General features: G+C 72.5%; 21 protein-coding genes. 9 read left to right on the top strand and 12 right to left on the bottom strand.

The genetic code is table 11. The features are described from left to right. Positions 1–14 precede the first annotated feature (14 nt). Positions 15–1,046 carry an SIS domain-containing protein gene (locus O7624_RS20830; RefSeq protein ID WP_282240698.1) on the bottom strand — a complete coding sequence of 344 codons (1,032 nt, stop codon included), beginning with the start codon at positions 1,044–1,046 and terminating at the stop codon, positions 15–17. Positions 1,047–1,240: 194 nt separating this feature from the next. Between O7624_RS20830 and O7624_RS20825 the strand changes: the two genes are divergently transcribed. Next, positions 1,241–2,911, top strand: coding sequence for a tetratricopeptide repeat protein (locus O7624_RS20825; protein ID WP_282236952.1), 1,671 nt, complete (start codon positions 1,241–1,243; stop codon positions 2,909–2,911). Between the two features lie 15 nt (positions 2,912–2,926). Here O7624_RS20825 and O7624_RS20820 read toward each other — a convergent pair whose 3' ends face one another. Further along, positions 2,927–4,513 carry an MDR family MFS transporter gene (locus tag O7624_RS20820; RefSeq protein ID WP_210939897.1) on the bottom strand — a complete coding sequence of 529 codons (1,587 nt, stop codon included), beginning with the start codon at positions 4,511–4,513 and terminating at the stop codon, positions 2,927–2,929. A gap of 114 nt (positions 4,514–4,627) precedes the next feature. On the opposite strand from O7624_RS20820, the gene O7624_RS20815 reads away from it, so the two are divergent. Continuing rightward, a complete protein-coding gene (locus tag O7624_RS20815) occupies positions 4,628–5,245 on the top strand; it encodes a TetR/AcrR family transcriptional regulator (protein ID WP_282236951.1) in 618 nt (205 codons plus the stop codon). Between the two features lie 6 nt (positions 5,246–5,251). Here O7624_RS20815 and O7624_RS20810 read toward each other — a convergent pair whose 3' ends face one another. From O7624_RS20810 to O7624_RS20780, 7 genes are all read right to left on the bottom strand, one after another. Beyond that, positions 5,252–5,770 carry a GNAT family N-acetyltransferase gene (locus tag O7624_RS20810; RefSeq protein WP_282236950.1) on the bottom strand — a complete coding sequence of 173 codons (519 nt, stop codon included), beginning with the start codon at positions 5,768–5,770 and terminating at the stop codon, positions 5,252–5,254. After that, positions 5,767–5,982 (bottom strand): biotin/lipoyl-binding carrier protein, encoded by a 216-nt coding sequence (locus O7624_RS20805; protein WP_093405215.1) that lies wholly within the window; start codon positions 5,980–5,982, stop codon positions 5,767–5,769. The genes O7624_RS20810 and O7624_RS20805 overlap by 4 nt, the downstream gene beginning before the upstream one ends. A 358-nt stretch (positions 5,983–6,340) precedes the next feature. Beyond that, positions 6,341–6,628 (bottom strand): mycothiol system anti-sigma-R factor, encoded by a 288-nt coding sequence (gene rsrA / locus O7624_RS20800; RefSeq protein ID WP_093405211.1) that lies wholly within the window; start codon positions 6,626–6,628, stop codon positions 6,341–6,343. 1 nt (position 6,629) lies between these two features. Further along, positions 6,630–7,445 carry a sigma-70 family RNA polymerase sigma factor gene (locus tag O7624_RS20795; protein ID WP_170863445.1) on the bottom strand — a complete coding sequence of 272 codons (816 nt, stop codon included), beginning with the start codon at positions 7,443–7,445 and terminating at the stop codon, positions 6,630–6,632. Positions 7,446–7,691: 246 nt separating this feature from the next. Beyond that, positions 7,692–8,303, bottom strand: a complete 612-nt coding sequence (locus O7624_RS20790; RefSeq protein WP_282236949.1) for an alpha/beta family hydrolase — start codon at positions 8,301–8,303, stop codon at positions 7,692–7,694. Between the two features lie 42 nt (positions 8,304–8,345). Next, positions 8,346–8,738: a WhiB family transcriptional regulator gene (locus O7624_RS20785; protein ID WP_093405204.1), complete on the bottom strand. Its 393-nt coding sequence runs from the start codon at positions 8,736–8,738 to the stop codon at positions 8,346–8,348. 196 nt (positions 8,739–8,934) lie between these two features. Continuing rightward, positions 8,935–9,645, bottom strand: coding sequence for an SOS response-associated peptidase (locus O7624_RS20780; protein WP_282236948.1), 711 nt, complete (start codon positions 9,643–9,645; stop codon positions 8,935–8,937). A 103-nt stretch (positions 9,646–9,748) separates the two neighbouring features. Between O7624_RS20780 and aroA the strand changes: the two genes are divergently transcribed. The 4 genes from aroA to O7624_RS20760 all read left to right on the top strand — a co-directional run bounded on the left by aroA (position 9,749) and on the right by O7624_RS20760 (position 14,061). Further along, on the top strand, positions 9,749–11,053 hold the full coding sequence (aroA, locus tag O7624_RS20775; protein WP_093405199.1) for a 3-phosphoshikimate 1-carboxyvinyltransferase: 1,305 nt from the start codon (positions 9,749–9,751) through the stop codon (positions 11,051–11,053). A gap of 207 nt (positions 11,054–11,260) precedes the next feature. After that, positions 11,261–12,145 carry a ribosome small subunit-dependent GTPase A gene (gene rsgA, locus O7624_RS20770; RefSeq protein WP_282236947.1) on the top strand — a complete coding sequence of 295 codons (885 nt, stop codon included), beginning with the start codon at positions 11,261–11,263 and terminating at the stop codon, positions 12,143–12,145. 109 nt (positions 12,146–12,254) lie between these two features. Further along, positions 12,255–13,067: a histidinol-phosphatase gene (hisN, locus tag O7624_RS20765; RefSeq protein WP_282236946.1), complete on the top strand. Its 813-nt coding sequence runs from the start codon at positions 12,255–12,257 to the stop codon at positions 13,065–13,067. Positions 13,068–13,116: 49 nt separating this feature from the next. Next, complete coding sequence (locus O7624_RS20760) at positions 13,117–14,061, top strand: hypothetical protein (RefSeq protein ID WP_282240697.1); 945 nt, start codon at positions 13,117–13,119, stop codon at positions 14,059–14,061. Here O7624_RS20760 and O7624_RS20755 read toward each other — a convergent pair. Then, positions 14,016–15,218, bottom strand: coding sequence for a glycosyltransferase (locus O7624_RS20755; protein ID WP_282236945.1), 1,203 nt, complete (start codon positions 15,216–15,218; stop codon positions 14,016–14,018). The genes O7624_RS20760 and O7624_RS20755 overlap by 46 nt on opposite strands. A 135-nt stretch (positions 15,219–15,353) precedes the next feature. Between O7624_RS20755 and O7624_RS20750 the strand changes: the two genes are divergently transcribed. Next, positions 15,354–16,346: an SDR family oxidoreductase gene (locus O7624_RS20750; protein WP_282236944.1), complete on the top strand. Its 993-nt coding sequence runs from the start codon at positions 15,354–15,356 to the stop codon at positions 16,344–16,346. An 87-nt stretch (positions 16,347–16,433) separates the two neighbouring features. Next, a complete protein-coding gene (locus O7624_RS20745) occupies positions 16,434–17,006 on the top strand; it encodes a DUF5709 domain-containing protein (protein ID WP_093405184.1) in 573 nt (190 codons plus the stop codon). On the opposite strand, the gene O7624_RS20740 is transcribed toward O7624_RS20745, so the two are convergent. Together O7624_RS20740 and O7624_RS20735 are read right to left on the bottom strand one after the other, a co-directional pair. Beyond that, complete coding sequence (locus O7624_RS20740) at positions 17,003–17,665, bottom strand: response regulator transcription factor (RefSeq protein ID WP_282236943.1); 663 nt, start codon at positions 17,663–17,665, stop codon at positions 17,003–17,005. The genes O7624_RS20745 and O7624_RS20740 overlap by 4 nt on opposite strands. Then, positions 17,662–18,786 carry a DUF5931 domain-containing protein gene (locus tag O7624_RS20735; RefSeq protein WP_282236942.1) on the bottom strand — a complete coding sequence of 375 codons (1,125 nt, stop codon included), beginning with the start codon at positions 18,784–18,786 and terminating at the stop codon, positions 17,662–17,664. Before O7624_RS20735 ends, O7624_RS20740 begins: the two co-directional genes overlap by 4 nt. A 116-nt stretch (positions 18,787–18,902) precedes the next feature. Here O7624_RS20735 and O7624_RS20730 point away from each other — a divergent pair, with 116 nt between their 5' ends. Then, a complete protein-coding gene (locus O7624_RS20730; protein ID WP_282236941.1) occupies positions 18,903–19,376 on the top strand; it encodes an ATP-binding protein in 474 nt (157 codons plus the stop codon). Positions 19,377–19,402 lie beyond the last annotated feature (26 nt).

The raw sequence follows: 19,402 nt of genomic DNA, 5'->3' as shown, positions 1-19,402 counted from the left end.
TGCCACGCCGACCATCACATCGTCGCGGTGACCTTCTTCAACCCGCGCGGTGCGTCCGGATCCTCGCCCCGGGTCAGGGCGAGCGCCAGCGCCAGCCGCTGCAACGGCAGGATGTCCAGCAGCGGGGCGTACCGCTCGTCGACCTCGGGCACGGCGAGGCGGGTGGCGCCGTCGATCTCGGCGGAGCCGACCACCACGACGTCGGCGCGGCGCTCACCGAGCCGGGGCAGCACCTCGCCCATCGACCGCCCGCCCGGCCCCGAGCCGACCACCGCCAGCACCGGCACGTCCGGGTCGGTCATGGCCAGCGGCCCGTGCAGCAGGTCCGCGCCGGAGAAGGCCAGCGCCGGCAGGTAGGAGGTCTCCATCAGCTTCAGCGCCGCCTCCCGGGCGGTCGGATACGCGTACCCCCGGCCGGTGGTGACGATCTGGGCAGCGAAGCGGTAGCGCGGCGCGAGCTGAGCCGCGACGGGGTCGGTGAGGGTGCGGGCGGCCAGTTCGGGCAGGTCGGCCAGGGCCCGGCGCTCCTCCGCGGGCAGCGCGCCGTCGCCGGCCCGGATTCCCTCCACAAGCATCAGCAGGGCGAGCAGTTCGGCCGTGTAGGTCTTGGTGGCGGCGACCGCCCGCTCGTGTCCTGCCGCGATGTCCACGGAGAGTTCTGCGGTCGTCGCCAACTGGGAATCCGGTGCGTTGGTGACGGCGAGGGTGAGCGCACCGGAGTCGCGGGCGGCCCGGAGCACCTCCGTCAGGTCGGGGGATCCGCCGCTCTGGCTGACCCCCACGACCAGGGCCTCGGAGAGGTCGGGCCGGGCGCCGAAGAGGGTGATCGCGCTCGGCGAGGCCAGGCCGGCCGGCAGGCCGAGGCGGATCTCGCTGAGGTAGGCGCCGTACAGCGCGGCGTGGTCCGAGGTGCCTCGGGCGGTGAAGACCACGTGTCGGGGTCGGCGCTCGGCGACGGCCGCGGCCACCCGGGCGATGGCGGTGGCGTGCTCGGTGGAGAGCAGACGCTCGTAACCGGCCGGCTGCTCGTCGATGTCGGCGGCCATGCCGCTACCTGGGCGCGTCACGGAAACTCCTCCCCTGCGCGATATCCGCGCGATTGCTGCTCAGTCTTGCACCTTTGCGCCAGTCTGAGCAATCAAACGAGCAGAAGTGCGCAGTGGATCACCAAAACTGGATCTCGTCACCTACGCTGACCCGACCTCACCGCGCAACCGGTACCGACGAGCGAGAGGATCACGTGGCCGAGGGAACGGACGACCGGGCGCTGCCGGCGACGGAGGAGCTGATCCTGGCCCGGCGGGCCCTGGATTCCGGCGAGCTGACGCATGCCGCCGACCACGTCGCGGCGGCGCTGGCCCGGGCACCGACGCTGCCCGAGGTGCACGAGACCCTCGCCCGGCTGGCGGCCGCCAGCGGCGACGGCGGGATCGACCTGTTCCCGTTGCAGCACCACACCTTCGTCGGTGCCGTGGTCGCCCGGGCGCACCTGCTCGCCGCGGCCGGTCGCCCGGCCGACGGTCTTGATCTGCTGGTCGCCGCCACCGCGCACGCACCCGGCGCGGACTGGGCCGGGGTCCCCTGGGTCACCTCGCCCGAGTTGGCCGAGCGTCTCGGACCCGAGCAGGCGGCCCGGGTACTTATGCAGGTCTGCGCCGCCATTCCCGATCCGGTTCCGCCACCGAACCGGAGCGCTCTCACGCCGTACCTCACGCTCGCCCGCAACGCGATCACCGTCCACCCGGAGCATGCCCTGCTGCTGGGCACGGCGTCCGCGCTCGCCCGGCGGGTGGAGGAGGTTCCGCTCGCGGTCCGCTGGGCCAGCCGGGGCGTACGCGCGGCACCGTCGAAGATGGGCGAGGTGTGGCTCGGGTACGCGCTGCGCAGCGCCGGCCGGACCCGGGAGGCGCTTGCCGCGCTCCGCCGCGCTGTCGAGCACGACCCGGACGACCTGGCGGTGTACGCCGACATCGCCGGCACCCTGGCCGACCACGGCCGGCTGGAGGAGGCGCTGGGCTGGATCGAGCGTGCCCTGGCCCGCAACCCGTCCTTCGACTGCGCGGTGCACACCGCGCACCGCCTGCGCTTCCAACGCGACGGCGCGGTGCGTCACCTGGTGGCGCTGGCGGACTTCACCCGCGACCATCCGGACGACTCGCACGAGCACGGCGACCTGGCCGAATGCTGTCGCGGCCGCCCCTGGCTGGGTCAGCTGACGCCGGCTGCGCCGGCCGGCGGGATGAGCGGGCAACCCGGCACCGGGAACGACGGATCGCAGCCGGCGGCGCGCCCCACGCCACCTCCGCCGTCGGCGGAGGCCGCCCGCCGCCTACGTGAACTCGCCCACCCGGCCTGGCCGCATCCGCCGGCGGCCTACGACGCGGCCGTCGGCCTGGCCACGCTCGATCTGGCCGACCTGCTCGGCCTGCTGGCCCATCCACCGGAGACCCCGCAGACCGCGCTGGGGCGGGTGCTCTCCGGCCAGGACCCGGCGCTGTGGTTGCGCTGCGTGCAGGTCTGGACCTGCCTCGGTCTGCTGCACCACCGCACCGACGAGCCGTGGGCGGATTCGACCCGGCGGCGGGTACTTGTGGAGTTGGCGCGCGACGTGCCAGAGGTCGCCGAGGCGGCCCTGTTCGCCCTGGTCACCGCCGCCTGGGTCGATCCGTCGGTCCGCCGGGACGTGGCCGAACTGGTCGCCGAGCGGCTGGCGGCGGCCCGGCGCCATCAGTTGCCCAACACGGCCTCCCTGGCACACCTGGCGTTGGCCACGCCGGACCTCGACCCGGAGACCACCGCCACCGCGCGGACGCTGGCCGGGGTGAGCACCGGCCAGCGTCGCGGCGCGCTGCGTACCCTGCTGCGTCGTCTTCTGCCCCCGTGGCGGACACGCCCGCGCGGCACGCCCTGAGCTGCCTGGGGGACCTCAGACGGCCGGTGACCGGGCCAGGTCGGCCTCGGCCTGCTCCTGGCCGCTGCTGTCCGGCTCCGGCTCGTTGCTCGTGCGCAACGGGATCTCCCGGATGAACCAGGCCAGCACCGGTACCACGACGGCGAAGAGCACCGCCCAGAGGAACACGTGCGAGATCGCGTCGGCGAGCCCACCGAGCACCAGCTCGCGGGCCTGCGCCGGCAGTTCCCGCAGTTGTTCGATGTTCATCGCCGCGCCGGCCTCACCGCCGCCGCTGAACGCGCCGCCGGCCGCCGAGCCGGCCAGCCGGTTGGCGAAGATGGCACCGAACAACGAGATACCGAAGGACCCGCCGATGGACCGGAAGAAGGTGGCCGCCCCGCTCGCCGCCCCCAGGTCCTTCTGGGCGACGCTGTTCTGCGCGATCAGCATGGAGGTCTGCATGAGGAAGCCCATGCCGGCACCGAGCACGAGCATGTAGAGCGACGACTGGAACTTGCTGGTGTCCACGTCGAGCAGGCTCAGCAGGGCGAGCCCGACGGTCATCACCCCGCCGCCGACGATCGGGAAGATCCGGTACCGGCCGGTCCGGGTGATCGCCCGGCCGACGACCAGCGACACCAGCAGCATGCCGAACATCAACGGCAGCAGCAGCAGGCCGGAGTTGGTGGCCGACGCGCCCTGCACGGTCTGCTGGTAGAGCGGCAGGAAGTTCATCGCGCCGAACATCGCGAAGCCGAGCAGGAAGCCGATCACCGAGATGAGGGCGAAGTTCCGGTTGGCGAAGAGCCGCAGCGGCAGGATCGGCTCGGGGACCCGACGCTCGACGAACCCGAACACCACGAGCGCCGCGACGGCCAGTACGGCGAGACCGAGGATCTGCGGGGAGGCCCAGGCGTACTCGTTGCCGCCCCACGTGGTGATCAACACGATCCCGGTGATACCGACCGACAGCAGGGCGGCGCCGAGCCAGTCGATGCGGTGCTCGGTGCGGTACTTGGGCAGGTGCATGGTGGCGATCAGCAGCACCAGCGCCACCCCGCCCAGCGGCAGGTTGACGTAGAACGCCCAGCGCCAGGAGAGGTGATCGGTGATGAAGCCGCCGACCAGCGGGCCGGCGACCATAGCGATCGCCATGATCCCGGCGATCATGCCCTGGTAGCGGCCACGCTCACGGGGCGGCACCAGGTCGCCGATGATCGCCATGACGCCCACCATCAGGCCACCGGCACCCAGACCCTGGACAGCCCGGAAGGCGATCAACTGGACCATGCCGTCGTCGGGACCGCCGAGGAAGCCCGAGCCGGCCATGCCGCACAGCGCGGAGCCGACGAGAAAGATCACCACAGCGGTGAGGAACACCGACTTGCGGCCGTACAGGTCACCGAGCTTGCCCCAGATCGGGGTGGAGACGGTGGTCCCCAGCACGTACGCGGTCACCACCCAGGTGAAGTGGTTGAGCCCGCCGAACTCGCCCACGATGCGCGGTAGCGCGGTGCTGACGATCATGTTGTCGAGCATCGCCAGCATCATGGCGATCATCAGGCCGAAAAGCACGACCCGGACATTGGGTCGCACGGCAGCCTGGTTCTGCTGGGCCATCGGTAAGCTCTCCCCCCGAGATGCGGCGCACTTACTTGCCGCCCGGCTAGTCACCTTACTAGCCGGACGGTAAGTTGGACAGGGAACGACGGTCAACCGGATTGGCAGGTACGGGTGAGTCAGAGCACAGGCGGCACCCGGGAGCGGATCAAGGCCGTGGCGCTGGAGCTCTTCACGGAGCAGGGCTACGAGGCCACGTCCCTGCGTGAGGTGGCCGAGCGGCTCGGGGTGACCAAGGCGGCGCTCTACTACCACTTCAAGAGCAAGGACGAGATCGTCACCAGCGTGGTGGAGGACCGGCTGGAGCGGATGGACGCCCTGATCGCCTGGGCCGAGACCCAGCCGGCCACGCTGGCCACCCGACAGGCCGTCATCGAGCGGTACGCCGACGCCACGTTCAGTGGCGAGCAGCCCTCGGTGATGCGGTTCTTCGAGCAGAACCAGACCGCGTTGAAGAGTCTCTCCGCCGGCCGGGAGCTGCGCGGCCGGATGTTCCGGTTGGCCACCGCTCTCTGCCAGGGCGACGACTCCCCCGGCGCCCAGCTCCGTGCCGTGCTGGCCCTGTTCGCCGTGCACAGCAGCTGGTTCGCCGTACGCACGCCGGACATCACCGACGCCGAGCGCAAGCGAGTGGCCCTGGAGGTCGCCGACGAACTACTCGCCGCAATCACCGCACCCCCCAACCCACCAACCCCCACCCACCCCCACGTCGACCGTGAGGTCAGCAGCTAAGTTGATCTATGAGTCTGTCGCCGACCTCAGGGGGAGTCGGAGGGCTAGCAGGTTCACGCCGGGGAAGGGGCTCCAGTCCCGCTCGGGCTGGCGGACGAAGCCACGCCTGCGGTAGAGCCGGTGGGCCGGCTCGGCAAGGCCCTCGCGTACGCAGATGGTCACCGCGGTGCAGCCCAGCTCGATCGCCCGTGCCACGCACGCCTCCACCAGCGCGCCGCCGGCGCCCCGTCCCTGCGCGCTCGGGTCCACCGCCAGCATCCGGAACTCCGCCTCCCCCGGGCCGCACATCTCGGCGTACCGGGTGCCGGGCAGCACGAAGGTGACCGAGCCGAGCAGATGCCCGGTCGCCGGCTCCACGGCCACCAGCACGTCACCGTGCTCCGCCCGGACGGACACGTCGGCCAGCACGTCGGCGTAGCCGGTCTCCCCCTTGAGCTGCCCGTCCGCCTCGTACGCGGCGACGGTGAGCCGGGCGACCGCAGCGAAATCGGCCGGCTCGATCAGGCGGATCAGCGGGTCGCTCAACCGATCACCGCGATCAGGTCACCGTCCTGCACCACGTCGCCCTCGTTCACCGCGAGCTGCTGCACGACACCGTCGGACTCGGCGATCACCGGGATCTCCATCTTCATCGACTCCAGGATCACCAGGGTGTCCCCCTCGGACACGGTGTCCCCGGCCGATGCGACGACCTTCCAGACGTTCGCCACCATCTCGGCGCGGATCTCCTCGGCCATCTTCCGGCCCCTTCCTCGCGGCTCCTGCGACGTATCCAATCATGAGCGGGCGGCGGGTGGGCGCGGTGCGGCCCCGGGAGCAGCCCACCCGCACCGCCGGCACTAGCATCAACGGGTCGGGATCCGACGCCGGCACGGGCGCCAGCGCCTCGCTGACGGGGTTTCGTACCCTGCCTGATCCGGCCATCACGAGGAGGTCACCATGGCGAAGAAGGCCCGTAAGAAGAAGGCCCGCAAGAAGAGCGCCGCGAACCACGGCAAGCGCCCCAACTCCTGAGCCGGCGGGCGGCTGCCCGCCGCGATCGGACGACGGACACAGCGGTGCCCGGGTCGGAATCGACCCGGGCACCCGCGCTTGTCAGTCGGCCAGTTCGCGCGACTCGCTGGTCTCGAAGACGACGAGTTCGCTGATCCGTACCCGCAGTCGTTCGCGCAGTTCATCCGGCGCGGACTCGTTGCCGCAGCAGCGGGCCACCAGCGCCTTGACCTCCTGCTCGATGCCGTACTCGCGCAGGCAGGGACCACACTCGTCGAGATGGTGCCGGATCAGCGTCCGTCGTTCCTCCGCGCACTCCAGGTCGAGGTAGAGGTAGACCTCGGCGAGCACCTCACGGCAGTCCGTCTCGTGCGGATCTCCACAGCTCACGTCACACCTCCCGGCCGGTGGCGGCGGTCGAGCTCCGGGCCGGCTGGGCCGCGGAGAAACCCCGCTCCGCGGCGTACCCCTCAAGCAGCTTGCGCAGATTACGACGCCCACGGTGCAACCGCGACATCACGGTGCCGATCGGCGTGCCCATGATGTCGGCGACCTCCTTGTAGGAGAAGCCCTCGACATCGGTGAGATAGACCGCCAGCCGGAACTCCTCCGGCAGTTGCTGGAGGGCCTCCTTGATGTCGCTGTCCGGCAGCCGGTCCAACGCCTCGGTCTCGGCGGACCGCAGCCCGCTGGAGGTGTGCGACTCCGCCTCGGCCAGCTGCCAGTCGGTGATCTCGTCGGTGGGCGCCTGCACCGGTTGGCGCTGCCGCTTGCGGTACGAGTTGATGTAGGTGTTGGTCAGGATCCGGTAGAGCCAGGCCTTCAGGTTCGTGCCCTGCTCGAACTGGTGGAAGGCGGCATATGCCTTCAGGTAGGTCTCCTGGACCAGATCCTCGGCATCCGCCGGGTTACGCGTCATCCGCAGGCCGGCCGCGTACAGCTGATCGACGAATGGCATCGCGTCCCGTTCGAACCGGGCCCTGCGCTCGTCCGTCTTCTCCGTGGTCAACCGCACATCCCCTCGGGTTGGATGCTTCCCCGCCGAGGATACGCGCACCGACCTCCCGGAAGATTCGGTTCCGACGGGTGTGCCCGTCGCCACCTCGGCCGGTGGCACCGCCGCCGGCCACTTCGGGCCGGCCAGCAGCTGCCTGAGCTGCCGTGCCTCCCGCTCGTCGTGTTCCCGGCTCCGGATCTCGGTCGGCACCGGTCACCCCCTCGCACAGTGGTTGTCCGAGGTGTTCAACACCCGCCGTGGGGCGGGACATTCCGGCTCGGCCCGGGCGTTCCTGGTCCCCGCCCCGGCGGTGCGACCGTGGCTGGGACCAGGAAGGGCCTGGGAGCCCGGTGTCGCCGCCCGGACGGGCGCTGGGACACCATCGGGTGCAACGAAGCGGCGCGGCCGGCGGACACGGCACCCGGGGCACGGTGCCCGGCGGCGACCCGCCTGCCCTCAGGCTGCGGCCCAGCCGTGCTCGCGCAGCCAGTCCAGCACCAGAGCGGCCGTACCGACCGGGTCGCCCCGCAGGTCGTGCCGCTCCCCGGGCCGGACCGTGACCCGTATCCCCGGGCCCGGCTCCGGCACACCGAACGGATCCCGGTCCCCGTTCACCACCAGGGTCGGCACACCGGTCACCAGCTCACCTGCCCGGCTCCGCTCCGGTCGACCGGGCGGATGCAGCGGGAAGGCGAGTGCCACCACCCCGGCAGCGCCCACCGCGGTCGCCGTCCGGCAGGCCACCCGGGCGCCGCTGGAGCGGCCACCGACCACCAGCGGTACGCCCGGATGCCGCTGCCGCAGCACCGTCAACACGGCGGACCAGGCCTCGTCGAGGTGCCCGGCCGGGGCCGGCGCACGGCGACCGGCGACCCGGTACGGCTGGGTCACCCGCACCACGACCAGCCCGGTGGTCACCGCCGCGTCGCGCAGGGCGATCAGATCCGGGGCGTCGACGCCGCCGCCGGCCCCGTGCCCCAGCACCAGCAGGGCTCGGGGCGGGCCGGACGGCTGATCGGTGTCTACCCGAGCGGGGCCGCGCGGGGTTTCGAGGACGTTGTCGGGCACCGTCCCATTGAACCCTTTTCGACCTGGCCCGGGCCCCGTCGGTCAGCTCAACGGCACCAGGGTGAGCAGCCGGTCGCGTACCGGCGGACCCGGCTCACCGGCGGCATCTGGATCGGGTTGCACCTCGCTGCGCCAGGCGACCAGCATCGCCCGCCGTTCCCGCGGGGTGGTGCCACCCCAGACACCGTGGCAGTCGCCGACCTCCAGCGCCCACGCCAGGCAGGAGCCCTGCACGTCGCAGCTGCGGCACAGGGCCACCGCCGCGTCGGCCGGCTCGTTCGGCGCCGGAAAGAACGTTTCCGGGTCGACGCTCTGACAGGTGCCTCTGGTACGCCAGGCTTCGTCCTGTCGCCGCTCACGCAACGCCCGCAACAGTCGCGGATCACGTCGCGCGGCGGCCACCTCGTGCGGACGGGGCATACGCGCCCGTGTCATCCACCCACCTCCCCCGTGGGACCAGCAATATCGATGGAGATAGTTCACCCAACGCGAACGACACCCACCACCGGCGCTGTGTTGTATCGCATTTGCGCGCACGGGTACAAGACTTCGCCGGGAAGTTGGCAGAACGTGCGCGTCACCTTTCACCCGCAACCGCAGCAAATCACTCCCGACAATGTGCTGGGCGGGATCAGAAGAGCGTCGTCTCCGTCGACTCGGCGGGACGGGTCAGCGGCACCCGGGCGGTCAGCCCCGGACCGTCGTTGCGCACATCGCCCACGGCCCGCCCCACCGGCCGCACCTCCAACCGGGCCAGCCAGTCCACCGGCGGCGGTACGAGCAACTCGGCCCGGTCCTCACCACCGCCCAGCCAGGTCGCCCAGCGCTCGGGTGGCAGCAGCAGGGGCATCCGGTCGTGCACCTCGGCCAGTTCGCCGAGCGCCGCGGTGGTCAGCACGCTGAAGGTCAGCAGCGTCGCGTCCGGGCCGTCCCAGCGCGACCAGATGCCGGCGAAGGCGAGCACCGAGCCGTCGCGTGGGGTCATGTAGTACGGCTGCTTCGTGCCGCCGGCCAGCCGCACCCACTCGTACCAGCCGTCCGCGGGAATCAGGCACCGACGGCGGGCGAAGGCCGGAGCGTACGCCCGGCTGGTGGCGACCGTCTCGGCACGCGCGTTGATCATGCGGGCCGCACCGGCCGGCGAGCGGGACCACGGTGGCACCAGACCCCAGCGGCCCAGCGAGAGCGCCCGGTGCCCCTCGGCGCTGACCCGGACCAGCGGCACCCGGTCGGTGGGCGCCACGTTGTGGTCGGCGACCAGCCCGTCGCCGGTCTCGTCGACGGCCTCGAACAGGCCGCTCAGGTCACCGGCGCTCCGGGTCGTGGCGTACCTACCGCACATGTCGCTCACGCTAGCGCGCGGCACGCAGAGCGGCTGTCCCGTTCCCCGGGAGTGGCCCGGTGACCGTAGCGGCCACCGGGCCACGGCACGGCAGAATGTACCTGTGGGGAATGTGACCGCGACCCGGCCGCTACAGCCGTGGACCGCACCGACGGCCAGTGACCCGGTGTCGGCGTCGCTGCGCCTGCCCGGCTCCAAGTCGATGACCAACCGGGCTCTGGTGCTGAGCGCGTTGGCCGCCGGGCCCTCGACCCTGTCCCTGCCGTTGCGGGCCCGGGACACCGAGCTGATGGCCGCCGCGCTGCGGGCGATGGGTGCCCACGTCTCGATCGCCGACGACGACCGCTGGCTGGTCCGGCCGCACCGGTTGTTCGGCCCGGCCCAGGTCGACGTGGGGCTCGCCGGCACGATCATGCGCTTCGTGCCACCGGTGGCGGGGCTGGCCGACGGGCAGGTCACCCTCGACGGTGACCCGTCCGCCCGCACCCGCCCGCTCGGCCCACTGATCGAGGCGCTGCGCTCGCTCGGCGTACGCGTCGACACCCCCGCCTCGGGCAGCCTGCCACTGGTGGTGCTGGGCACCGGTCGGGTGACCGGCGGCGAGGTCGTGATCGACGCCTCGGCCTCCAGCCAGCTGGTCTCCGGTCTGCTGCTCGCCGCCCCACGCTTCGACCGGGGGCTGGTGGTCCGGCACGTCGGGCCGCCGGTGCCCTCCGCACCGCACCTGCGGATGACCGTGCAGATGCTGCGCGCCGCCGGCGCCGCGGTCGACGACAGCACCCCCGACGTCTGGGCGGTCGAGCCCGGGCCGCTTACCGGTCGCAGCTGGGAGATCGAGCCGGATCTCTCCGGTGCGGTGCCGTTCTTCGCCGCCGCCCTGGTCACCGGCGGCGAGGTGACCCTGCGCGGCTGGCCGGCGCGGGGCAGCGCCCAGCCGGTGGAGCGACTGCGCTCACTGTTGCAGCAGATGGGGGCGGAGGTCGCGCTCACCACCGAGGGGTTGACGGTGCGCGGCACCGGCCCGGTGAAGGGGTTGCACGCCAACCTGTCCGACGTCAGCGAACTGACCCCGGCGCTGACCGCGCTGGCCATGCTCGCCGACTCGCCCTCGGTGTTCACCGGAGTCAGTCACATCCGGGGCCACGAGACGGACCGGCTGGCCGCGCTGAACCGGGAGTTCACCGGGCTCGGCGCGGACATCACCGAGTCGGCCGACGGCTTGGAGATCCGGCCCCGGCCGCTGCACGGTGGCGTGTTCCGCACCTACCATGATCACCGGATGGCCCACGCGGCGGCGGTGGCCGGGCTGGTGGTGCCGGGCGTCGAGTTGGACGACGTGTCGTGCACCTCGAAGACCATGCCCGAGTTCCCGGCACTATGGTCGGCACTGGTGACCGGTAAGAGCTGAGCGGAAGAAGGGGCGGCCCTGGCGACCAGGCGGCGGGAGTACGACGAGGACGACGTCCGGGTCCGGCCCGGCAGGTCCTCCCGCCCGCGTACCCGGACCCGGCCCCGGCACGCCGACGCCAAGGACGGTTTCGTCATCGCGGTCGACCGCGGACGGTACACCTGCGTCCTGCCCGGTGCCGGGCCGGACGACCCCACCGTCACCGCGATGCGGGCCCGCGAGCTGGGCCGTAAGTCCGTCGTGGTCGGCGACCGGGTCGGGCTGGTCGGCGACACCTCCGGTTCGTCCGGTGCGCTGGCCCGCATCGTGCGGATCGAAGCACGCCGGTCCGTGCTGCGGCGCACCGCCGAGGACGACGCCAGCACCGCCGAGGGGCGGTTGGAACGGGTCGTCGTCGCCAACGCCGACCAGCTCGTCATCGTCAGCGCGCTGGCCGACCCGCCGCCGCGTACCGGCTTCATCGACCGCTGCCTGGTCGCCGCGTACGACGCGGACATCGAACCGCTGCTCTGCCTGACCAAGGCGGACCTGGCCGGGCCGGAGAAGGTGCTCGACTACTACACCGAACTCGAACTGCCGTACCTGCTCATCCGGCCGGACTCCCCGCTGGACGCGCTGCGCAGCCTGCTGACCGGCCGGGTCTCGGTGCTCGTCGGTCACTCCGGGGTGGGCAAGTCGACGCTTGTCAACCGACTGGTGCCGGAGGCCGAACGGGCGGTCGGCACGGTCAGCGCGATCGGCCGGGGGCGGCACACCTCGACCAGCGCGGTGGCACTGCGGCTGCCCGCGCCACCCGACGCGCAGCAGGATCCGGGCTGGATCGTGGACACCCCGGGGGTACGCAGCTTCGGGCTCGCCCACGTCTCGGCGGAGAGCCTGCTGCACGGCTTTCCGGATCTGGTCGAAGCCACCGCCGCCTGCCCGGCGAACTGCCCACACACCGCCGACGAGGCCGACTGCGCACTCGACGCCTGGGTGGCGGCAGGGCGGGCCGACCCGCGCCGGTTGGCCTCGTACCGCCGGTTGCTGGCCTCCCGGGCCGGGGAGACCGATTCCCGGACCGAGCCCGACCCGCACGGGCGCCCGGAGTGACCCTGGCGGGACGACCCGCCGACGTCGCGGTGCTGACGGTAGCGCCACCGACGTGGGCGTCGCCGGCCCCCGGCCATGTGCCGGTGGCGGCGTCGCTACCGTGTCCCGCATGACCGGGTACGCCGCTGACCTGACCCTCGCCCACCGGCTCGCCGACGCCGCCGACGCCCTGTCGACTGCCCGGTTCCGCGCCCTGGACCTGCGGGTCGAATCGAAGCCCGACCTGACCCCGGTCTCCGACGCGGACACCGCCGTGGAACGGGAGATCCGGGCCCTGCTGGCCGAGCACCGGCCCGACGACGGGCTGCTCGGCGAGGAGTACGGCGCGACACCCGCCGCCGGCACCCGCCAGTGGGTGGTGGACCCGATCGACGGCACCAAGAACTTCGTCCGGGGCGTACCGATCTGGGCCACGCTGATCGCCCTGCTGGAGGACGGCCGCCCGGTCGCCGGGCTGGTCTCCGCGCCGGCCCTTGGGCGCCGCTGGTGGGCGGCGCAGGGCACCGGGGCGTACGCGGGCCCGGACGCCGCCCACGGAACGCCCATCCGGGTTTCCGGGGTGACCCGGTTGGCCGACGCCAGCCTCTGCTACTCCTCGCTGGACGGCTGGGAGAAGGCCGGCCGGCTCGACGCGGTGCTGCAACTGATGCGGGACACCTGGCGCAGCCGGGCCTACGGCGACTTCTACGGTTACATGCTGTTGGCCGAGGGCGCGCTGGACGTGATGATCGAGCCCGAGTTGTCCCTCTGGGACGTGGCCGCGCTGGTACCCATCGTGACCGAAGCAGGCGGCACGATCACCGATCTGGCCGGCCGTCCGGCCCCGGCAGGCGGCGACAACAGCACTCTGGCCAGCAACGGCGCGCTGCATCCCGACATCCTTCACCGGCTCGGTAGCCCGCCGCGCATTGACGCCCGGTAACCTCTATCCTCGCCAGGTGGCTACCTCCGGTTGGTGTTTCCTGGCGGCGATGATCGTCGCGTACGGCGTCGCCAACCTGTTGCAGTCGGTCGCCGCCGCCCGCACCACCGTGCATCACACCTTCGATCCCGGGTTGCTGCTGCGCCTGGCCGGACACCGCACCTATCTGGTCGGGCTGGCCTGCCAGGTTGCCGGGTTCGTCCTGGCCTTCCTGTCCCGGCGTGACCTGCCGCTGTTCCTGGTGCAGGCGAGCGTGGCCGCCGGGCTCGGCGTCACCGCCCTGCTCGGCGTGGTCCTGCTGAAGTGGCGGCTGCCGGTGGCCGAGGTCGCGCTGCTGGTGCTGCTCTTCGCCGGAATCACCGCGCTGGTCCTCGCCGCGCGGCCGGCGCCGTCGAAGGCCCTCGGCACCGCCGGCATGCTCGCCCTGCTGGTGGCCCTGGCAGTGATCGCGGTGCTGGGCATCTTCGCGGTCCGGTTGCACGGCGCGCCGGGGTCGGTGGCGCTCGGGTCACTGGCCGGGCTGGCCTTCTCCGCCGCCGCGGTGGCGGCCCGACCGCTGGCCTCCGCGTCGAGCTGGGACGCGTTCCTCGGTGACCCGCTGCTCTACCTGCTCGTCGGCCATTCCGTGGTCGGCCAGCTGCTGCTCGGACTGGCGATGCAGCGCGGTTCCACCACGGCCGCGGTGGCCGCCATGGACGCGGCCGGCGCCGTGCCCGCCGCCATCGTCGGGTTGCTGCTGCTCAACGACAAGATCTGGCCGGGCCGGGAGTGGCTCGCCGGAATCGGGTTTCTGGTCACCCTCGCCGCGGTCGTCGGGCTCACCCGGTACGCGGAGCCGCAGCATCAGCACGCTGTCACCCGGGCGGTGGTGGGTGTTCCGCCGCCGCTCGTGACGCCGCCCGCGGCCCGTGTCGCAGGCCCGGCCGGCGTCATCGCTGATCCGTTGCCTCAGGCCGCCTCGACCGGCCTGCGTCGGCCCACCACCCGCTCGTAGAGCCGTTCCAGCGCACTTGCCGTACGTTCCCAGGTGTAGCTGCACCGCACCCGGTCGACCGCGGCGTGCCCGTACGCGAAGCGGCCGGCGTTGTCGGCGAGCAGCCTACGTAGCGTCATCCCCAGGGTCCGTACGTCACCCGGTGGCACCAGCTTGCCGGTCACCTCGTCGACCACGGCGTCGGCGATGCCACCCATGGCGTAGCCCACCACCGGGACGCCACAGGCCATCGCCTCCAGCGACACCCGCCCCGCCGACGAGTAGTGCGGAGTGCAGGCCACCACGTCGGCCGAGCGGTACCAGGTGGCCATCTGCTCGTGCGGCACCGCGCCGACCAGGTGCACCTGCTCACCGACCCCGACCCGATCGGCCAGTTCCCGCAGCCGACGGGCCTCGGCGTGGTTTGCCAGTCGGTCCGTCGGTGGCCCACCGGCGATCACCAGTTCCGCGTCACCGACCAGGCGCATCGCTCGGATCAGGTCCTCCTGGCCGTGGCCGCGCCCGAGCCCGCCCACCGAAAGTATCCGGGGACGCTGCTCACGCGGAGCGGCCTCGCCGTCGGGGTGGAAGCGCTCGGTGTCGACCCCGGTCGGAACCATCGCGACCGACGTGCGTTGCAGGCCCATCCGGGTCAACTCGTCGACCTCGTCGTTGCACTGGGCGACCGCGATGTCCACCGCCCGGGTCAGCGCCCGCTCCAGCGGAATGCGGGTGCCCGGCCCGTCGTACTGGGCGCCGAGGTGACGCAGCTGTTCCATGCCGATCGAGTGGAACGTCTGCACCATCGGGATGTCGGTCTCCCGCACGGCGTGCGCGGCGGCCAGGCCCCCGATCCAGTAGTGGCCGTGCACCACCTCGGGAGCCCAGTCGGCGGACCACCGGTCGGCCAGCCATGCACCGAACGCCGCCACGTAGGGCACCAGTTCGGCCGTGGGGATCGGCGCGACCGGGCCCACCGGTGCCCGCTCCACGCGGTAGCCGTCCACGATGTCGGTCTCCGTCGCCTCGGGGTCGTCCCGACGGGTGTAGACCCGAACGTCGTGACCCCGCCCGGCCAGTTCGGCCGCGACCCGTGCGATGTGCTGGTAGGTGCCGACGACGGTTCCGTCGCCGGACGGCGGCGCAGCGGCGTGGGCACAGACAAGGCCGACGCGCATGGGTCACCTCCATGCGGATGAGGCGGTGGTCTCCGGTCAGAGCGTCCCATTAACCGGCCTCCGACGAGCCGAAACCTCGCAGATCCGGGGCACGCTCGGCGGCATGACCCGGACACCACGGGGTACCGATGAGGAATGCCCCTCGCCCGAAACCTGGCCGACGCGACCATCGTCATCACTGGCGCGTCCAGTGGCATCGGCACCGCGACCGCGTACGCCCTGGCCCGTCACGGCAGCACCGTGGTGCTGGCCGCGCGCTCCGAGCCGGCCCTGCGGGAGGTGGCCCGGCACTGCCGTGAGCTGGGCGGTCGCACCCTCGTGGTGCCCACCGACGTGACCGACGCGGACGCGATGCGACGGCTCGCCGCGACCGCGGTGACGGAGTTCGGCCGGATCGATGCCTGGATCAACAACGCCGCGGTCGGCACCATCGGGTTGTTCGACGAGATCCCGGTGGCCGAGTTCCGCCGGGTGCTGGACGTCAACCTGCTCGGCACGGCGAACGGGATCCGGGCCGCGCTGCCGCACCTCACCGCGGCCGGTGGCGGCGTCGTGGTCAACAACGCCTCGGTGCTGGCCGAGGTGGCGATGCCGTACCAGTCCCCGTACAACGCCGCCAAACACGCTGTCCGGGGACTGTCCGACACGGTCCGCCAGGAGCTGCGCGTCACCGGCCGGGGGGCCGTCTCGATCTGCACCGTGCTGCCGGCCACCATCGACACTCCGTTCTTCCGGCACGCCGCCAATCACAGCGGCCGTCAGGTTCTGCCGCCGCCGCCGGTCTATCCGCCGGAGGTGGTCGCGGAGACGATCGTCCGGTTGCTGAAGCGGCCCCGCCGGGAGGCGTACGCCGGCGGGGCCGCTCGCCTGGTCGGCATGCAGTGGCGGCTGGTGCCCGCGCTGGCCGAGAGGGTCCTCGGCTGGTACGGGCGGTACACCCAGTTCGGGCCGCTACCGACCGCGGACACCAGCGGTAACGTCTTCCGGGCCGACGCCGCGGCGACTGCGGAGGGCGGCTGGCACGGCCGGCGTCGCCAGCTGGTCCGGATCTCCGCCGCTTTCGGGCTGGCCGCCGCCGGCACCGCCGTCGGCACGGTCGCCGCCCTGGCCCGCCGGATCGCCCGCTGAGCGCGGACGGGCGGCGTGACGGCCCCGGCCGACCAACCGCCCCGCCTGGACCGGTTACGGCGGGAGGGCAACGGGTAGTGGTCAGTCATGCGCGACGACGAGTACCCGACCCCCGTGTCCGATCCCGAGGCCGACGGCCTGCCCGACACCGCCGACGACGATTCGACGGCCGGGGACGACGTGCTGACCGGACGGGAAGCGGACGGCCCGGCACCGGCTCAGCTGCCCGGTGACCGGACGCCGGTGGCGGTCGACGAGTTCGGCACCACCGCCGAAGAGCAGCTCGACGGCGAGTCGTTGGACTACAAGCTGGGCCGGGAACGGTTCGAACTGCCGGTCGACGACCCGCTGGCCGGACCGGTCGACCCGGACATCGCGGCCGAGGCGGACAGCCGGGAGCAGGCGGCGCAGGCGCAGCTCGACGCCGACGTGATCGATCCGGGCCCCACCTCCGACCCGAAGTCCCCGGTTTCCCTCTACGACCACGACCGGTTGGGCACCAGCGCGGACGCCACGGTCGGCCGGCTGGTCGAACCGGACGAAGGAGCGCACACCGACCAGGAGACCGATTCGATCGCGTACGACGCGGGGGCCGCCGGTGGCGGGGCCAGCGCCGAGGAACTGGCCGTGCACGAGACCCGGCCGCCGCACTCGGTCTAGTCGTCCAGGCCGCGTTCGATCGCGTACCGGGTCAGCTCCACCCGGTTGTGCAACTGGAGCTTGCCGAGCGTGTTCTGCACGTGGTTCTGCACCGTACGGTGCGACAGCCCGAGCCGCTCGGCGATCTGCCGGTACGACATCCCCTTGGCCACCAGACGCAGCACCTCGGTTTCCCGGTCGGTGAGCCGGGGTGCCGCGTCCCGGGTGTCGGCCGCCGCGTGATCACCCCCGGCGGCCAGTCGGCGGTACTCGCCGAGGACCAGTCCGGCCAGGCCGGGTGTGAAGACCGGATCGCCCGCGGCGGTGCGCCGCACCGCCTCCAGAAACTCCGCCAGCCCGGCGGATTTGAGCAGGTAGCCGGTAGCGCCGGCCTTCACCGCGTCGAGCACGCCCTGCTGCTCACCGCTGGCCGAGAGCATGAGTATCCGCACCGGGGGGTGCGCCGTCCGCAGTCCGTTGATCACCTCGACGCCGGAGATGTCCGGCAGTTGCAGGTCGAGCACCACCACGTCGGGACGGGCCGCGGCGACCACCCGGATCGCCTGGCGGCCCTCACCGCAGCTGGCCACCACCTCGTGGCCCGCCTCGGCCAGGTCACGAGCCACCCCTTCCCGCCACATCGGGTGGTCGTCCACGACCATCACGCGTACGCCGCTCATGACTGCCTCCTCGGCACGGTGAGTTCCACCTCGGTGCCGGCACTCGGTGCCGAGGTGATCCGGGCGGTACCGCCCAGGTCGGCCAGCCGCCCCCGGATGGCCTGGGCAACACCCAACCGTCCCTGGGCCGCCGCCTCGTTCAGCCGCTCGGGCGGGAAACCCGGCCCCTCGTCCCGGATCGACACGGTGACGGCTGACCCCTCGTCCTCGACCAGCACCCAGGCTCGACCGCCGCCGTGCCGAGCCGTGTTGTCGAGCGCCGCTGCGACGGCCGCCGCCAGTTCGCGGGCCACCGCCGGGGGCAGCGGCACCGGGCCCGCCGGTGCGGACAGCGACACGATGGCCGAAGCGTGCCGGCCGAGCAGCGTACGCAGGTCCACCGGTGCGTCGGCGGCACCCGCCGGAAGCGGTCCGGCACCGGAGATCAACGAGCGCAACGCCATCTCCTGCTCCCCGGCCAGCCGGGCCAGTTCGCCGGCTTCCCCGTCGAGGTGGGCACCCCGCCGCTGCACCAGAGCGAGCACCTGGAGCACCGAGTCGTGGATGTCGCGGGCCAGCCGTTCCCGCTCCCGGGTGGCGGCCTCCAACTCGACCGCCCGGTGCAGCCGCTCCCCGGCGGTCACCGTCAGCCGGGCGACGTGCCCGACCACCACGCCGGCGAGCAGCATCAGGATCGCTCCGTTGAACGCGCTCGGGGTGACCATGCCCCTGGTCGCCAGGTCGGTCGCGCCGAGCACCAGCGCCGCGACCGCGCCCCGCCGCCGCCCACCGCAGACGGCCCAGGCCAGCACCGGCCCACTCAGCCAGGCCACCGGGAGGGTCGGCAGCCCCGCGTCGAGCGCCGACCGGCCCATCACCCACGGGGTGGCCAGCAGAATCGCCACCACCACGCCCAGATCGGCCAGGAGCAGCGGCCAGCCACGCCGCGCCGGATCCGCGTACCCGATCGCGGTGACGGCCGTCCAGAACGCCATGAACAGCACCAGCGCCGTCGCGGCGAGGGGATGGGCGTAGCGGTCCGCGTCGCGGATCAACACCACACAGACGTACGCCAGGGAGGCCACCCGGAAGACCGCGACGGCCCGCCAGAGCGGCACCTCGAAACCACCGGCAGCAGGCACGTGCGCCACGATGCCACAGGCCCTCAGGGCCCCCTGCGGCCAATGCACCTCGACCAACCCTGACGTACGGTGGTAAAAGCCGCGTAAACCTCTGCGATCTCTGTCGGGACGGGGCCATGACGAACGCAGGACCTCCCCCACCGCGTACGGTGGTGCCCATCGAACACGCCCTCCTGATCGCCGATGCCTTCGACCAGGCCCAGGTGACCGAGCTCCGACACTCGGTCGCCGCCTGCGCGCGCACCGCCGGGCTGCGCGACGACCGGCTGGACGACTTCGTGCTCGCCGTCAACGAGCTGATCACCAACGCGGTGCGGCACGGCGGCGGACAGGGCTGGCTGCGGCTGTGGAAAGAGGCCGGCCTGCTGTTGTGTGAGGTCGCCGACCACGGTCCCGGCATCAGCACCCAGAATCTCGACAACCGCAGCCGACCCGCGCCGGAGACGGCCGGCGGGTGGGGCCTCTGGCTGGCCCGCGAGCTGACCGACGCGATGGACGTCGAGACCGGATCGGCCGGCACCACGGTACGCATCATCACCGCGACCGTCCCCGCCGAGCAGCACGTCGGCCGCCACCGCAGCGGCGAATAGCGACGGACCGGCCCGCCAGTCCTATT

This window comes from Verrucosispora sp. WMMD1129 (genome assembly GCF_029581255.1).
GTDB classification, from domain to species: Bacteria; Actinomycetota; Actinomycetes; order Mycobacteriales; family Micromonosporaceae; genus Micromonospora; species Micromonospora sediminimaris.
The sequence above is the reverse complement of the archived record's forward strand: the minus strand, read 5'-3'. Positions and strand labels throughout refer to the sequence as shown.

What these genes read in the sequence shown, in the direction of transcription:
- O7624_RS20830 (WP_282240698.1), bottom strand. Translation starts at nt 1,046, where the DNA reads ATGGCCGCCGACATCGACGAGCAGCCGGCCGGTTACGAGCGTCTGCTC.
- O7624_RS20820 (WP_210939897.1), bottom strand. Translation starts at nt 4,513, where the DNA reads ATGGCCCAGCAGAACCAGGCTGCCGTGCGACCCAATGTCCGGGTCGTG.
- O7624_RS20805 (WP_093405215.1), bottom strand. Translation starts at nt 5,982, where the DNA reads ATGGCCGAGGAGATCCGCGCCGAGATGGTGGCGAACGTCTGGAAGGTC.
- O7624_RS20785 (WP_093405204.1), bottom strand. Translation starts at nt 8,738, where the DNA reads ATGACACGGGCGCGTATGCCCCGTCCGCACGAGGTGGCCGCCGCGCGA.
- O7624_RS20780 (WP_282236948.1), bottom strand. Translation starts at nt 9,645, where the DNA reads ATGTGCGGTAGGTACGCCACGACCCGGAGCGCCGGTGACCTGAGCGGC.
- rsgA (WP_282236947.1), top strand. Translation starts at nt 11,261, where the DNA reads ATGCGGGCCCGCGAGCTGGGCCGTAAGTCCGTCGTGGTCGGCGACCGG.
- hisN (WP_282236946.1), top strand. Translation starts at nt 12,255, where the DNA reads ATGACCGGGTACGCCGCTGACCTGACCCTCGCCCACCGGCTCGCCGAC.
- O7624_RS20760 (WP_282240697.1), top strand. Translation starts at nt 13,117, where the DNA reads ATGATCGTCGCGTACGGCGTCGCCAACCTGTTGCAGTCGGTCGCCGCC.
- O7624_RS20755 (WP_282236945.1), bottom strand. Translation starts at nt 15,218, where the DNA reads ATGCGCGTCGGCCTTGTCTGTGCCCACGCCGCTGCGCCGCCGTCCGGC.
- O7624_RS20750 (WP_282236944.1), top strand. Translation starts at nt 15,354, where the DNA reads ATGCCCCTCGCCCGAAACCTGGCCGACGCGACCATCGTCATCACTGGC.
- O7624_RS20745 (WP_093405184.1), top strand. Translation starts at nt 16,434, where the DNA reads ATGCGCGACGACGAGTACCCGACCCCCGTGTCCGATCCCGAGGCCGAC.
- O7624_RS20740 (WP_282236943.1), bottom strand. Translation starts at nt 17,665, where the DNA reads ATGAGCGGCGTACGCGTGATGGTCGTGGACGACCACCCGATGTGGCGG.
- O7624_RS20730 (WP_282236941.1), top strand. Translation starts at nt 18,903, where the DNA reads ATGACGAACGCAGGACCTCCCCCACCGCGTACGGTGGTGCCCATCGAA.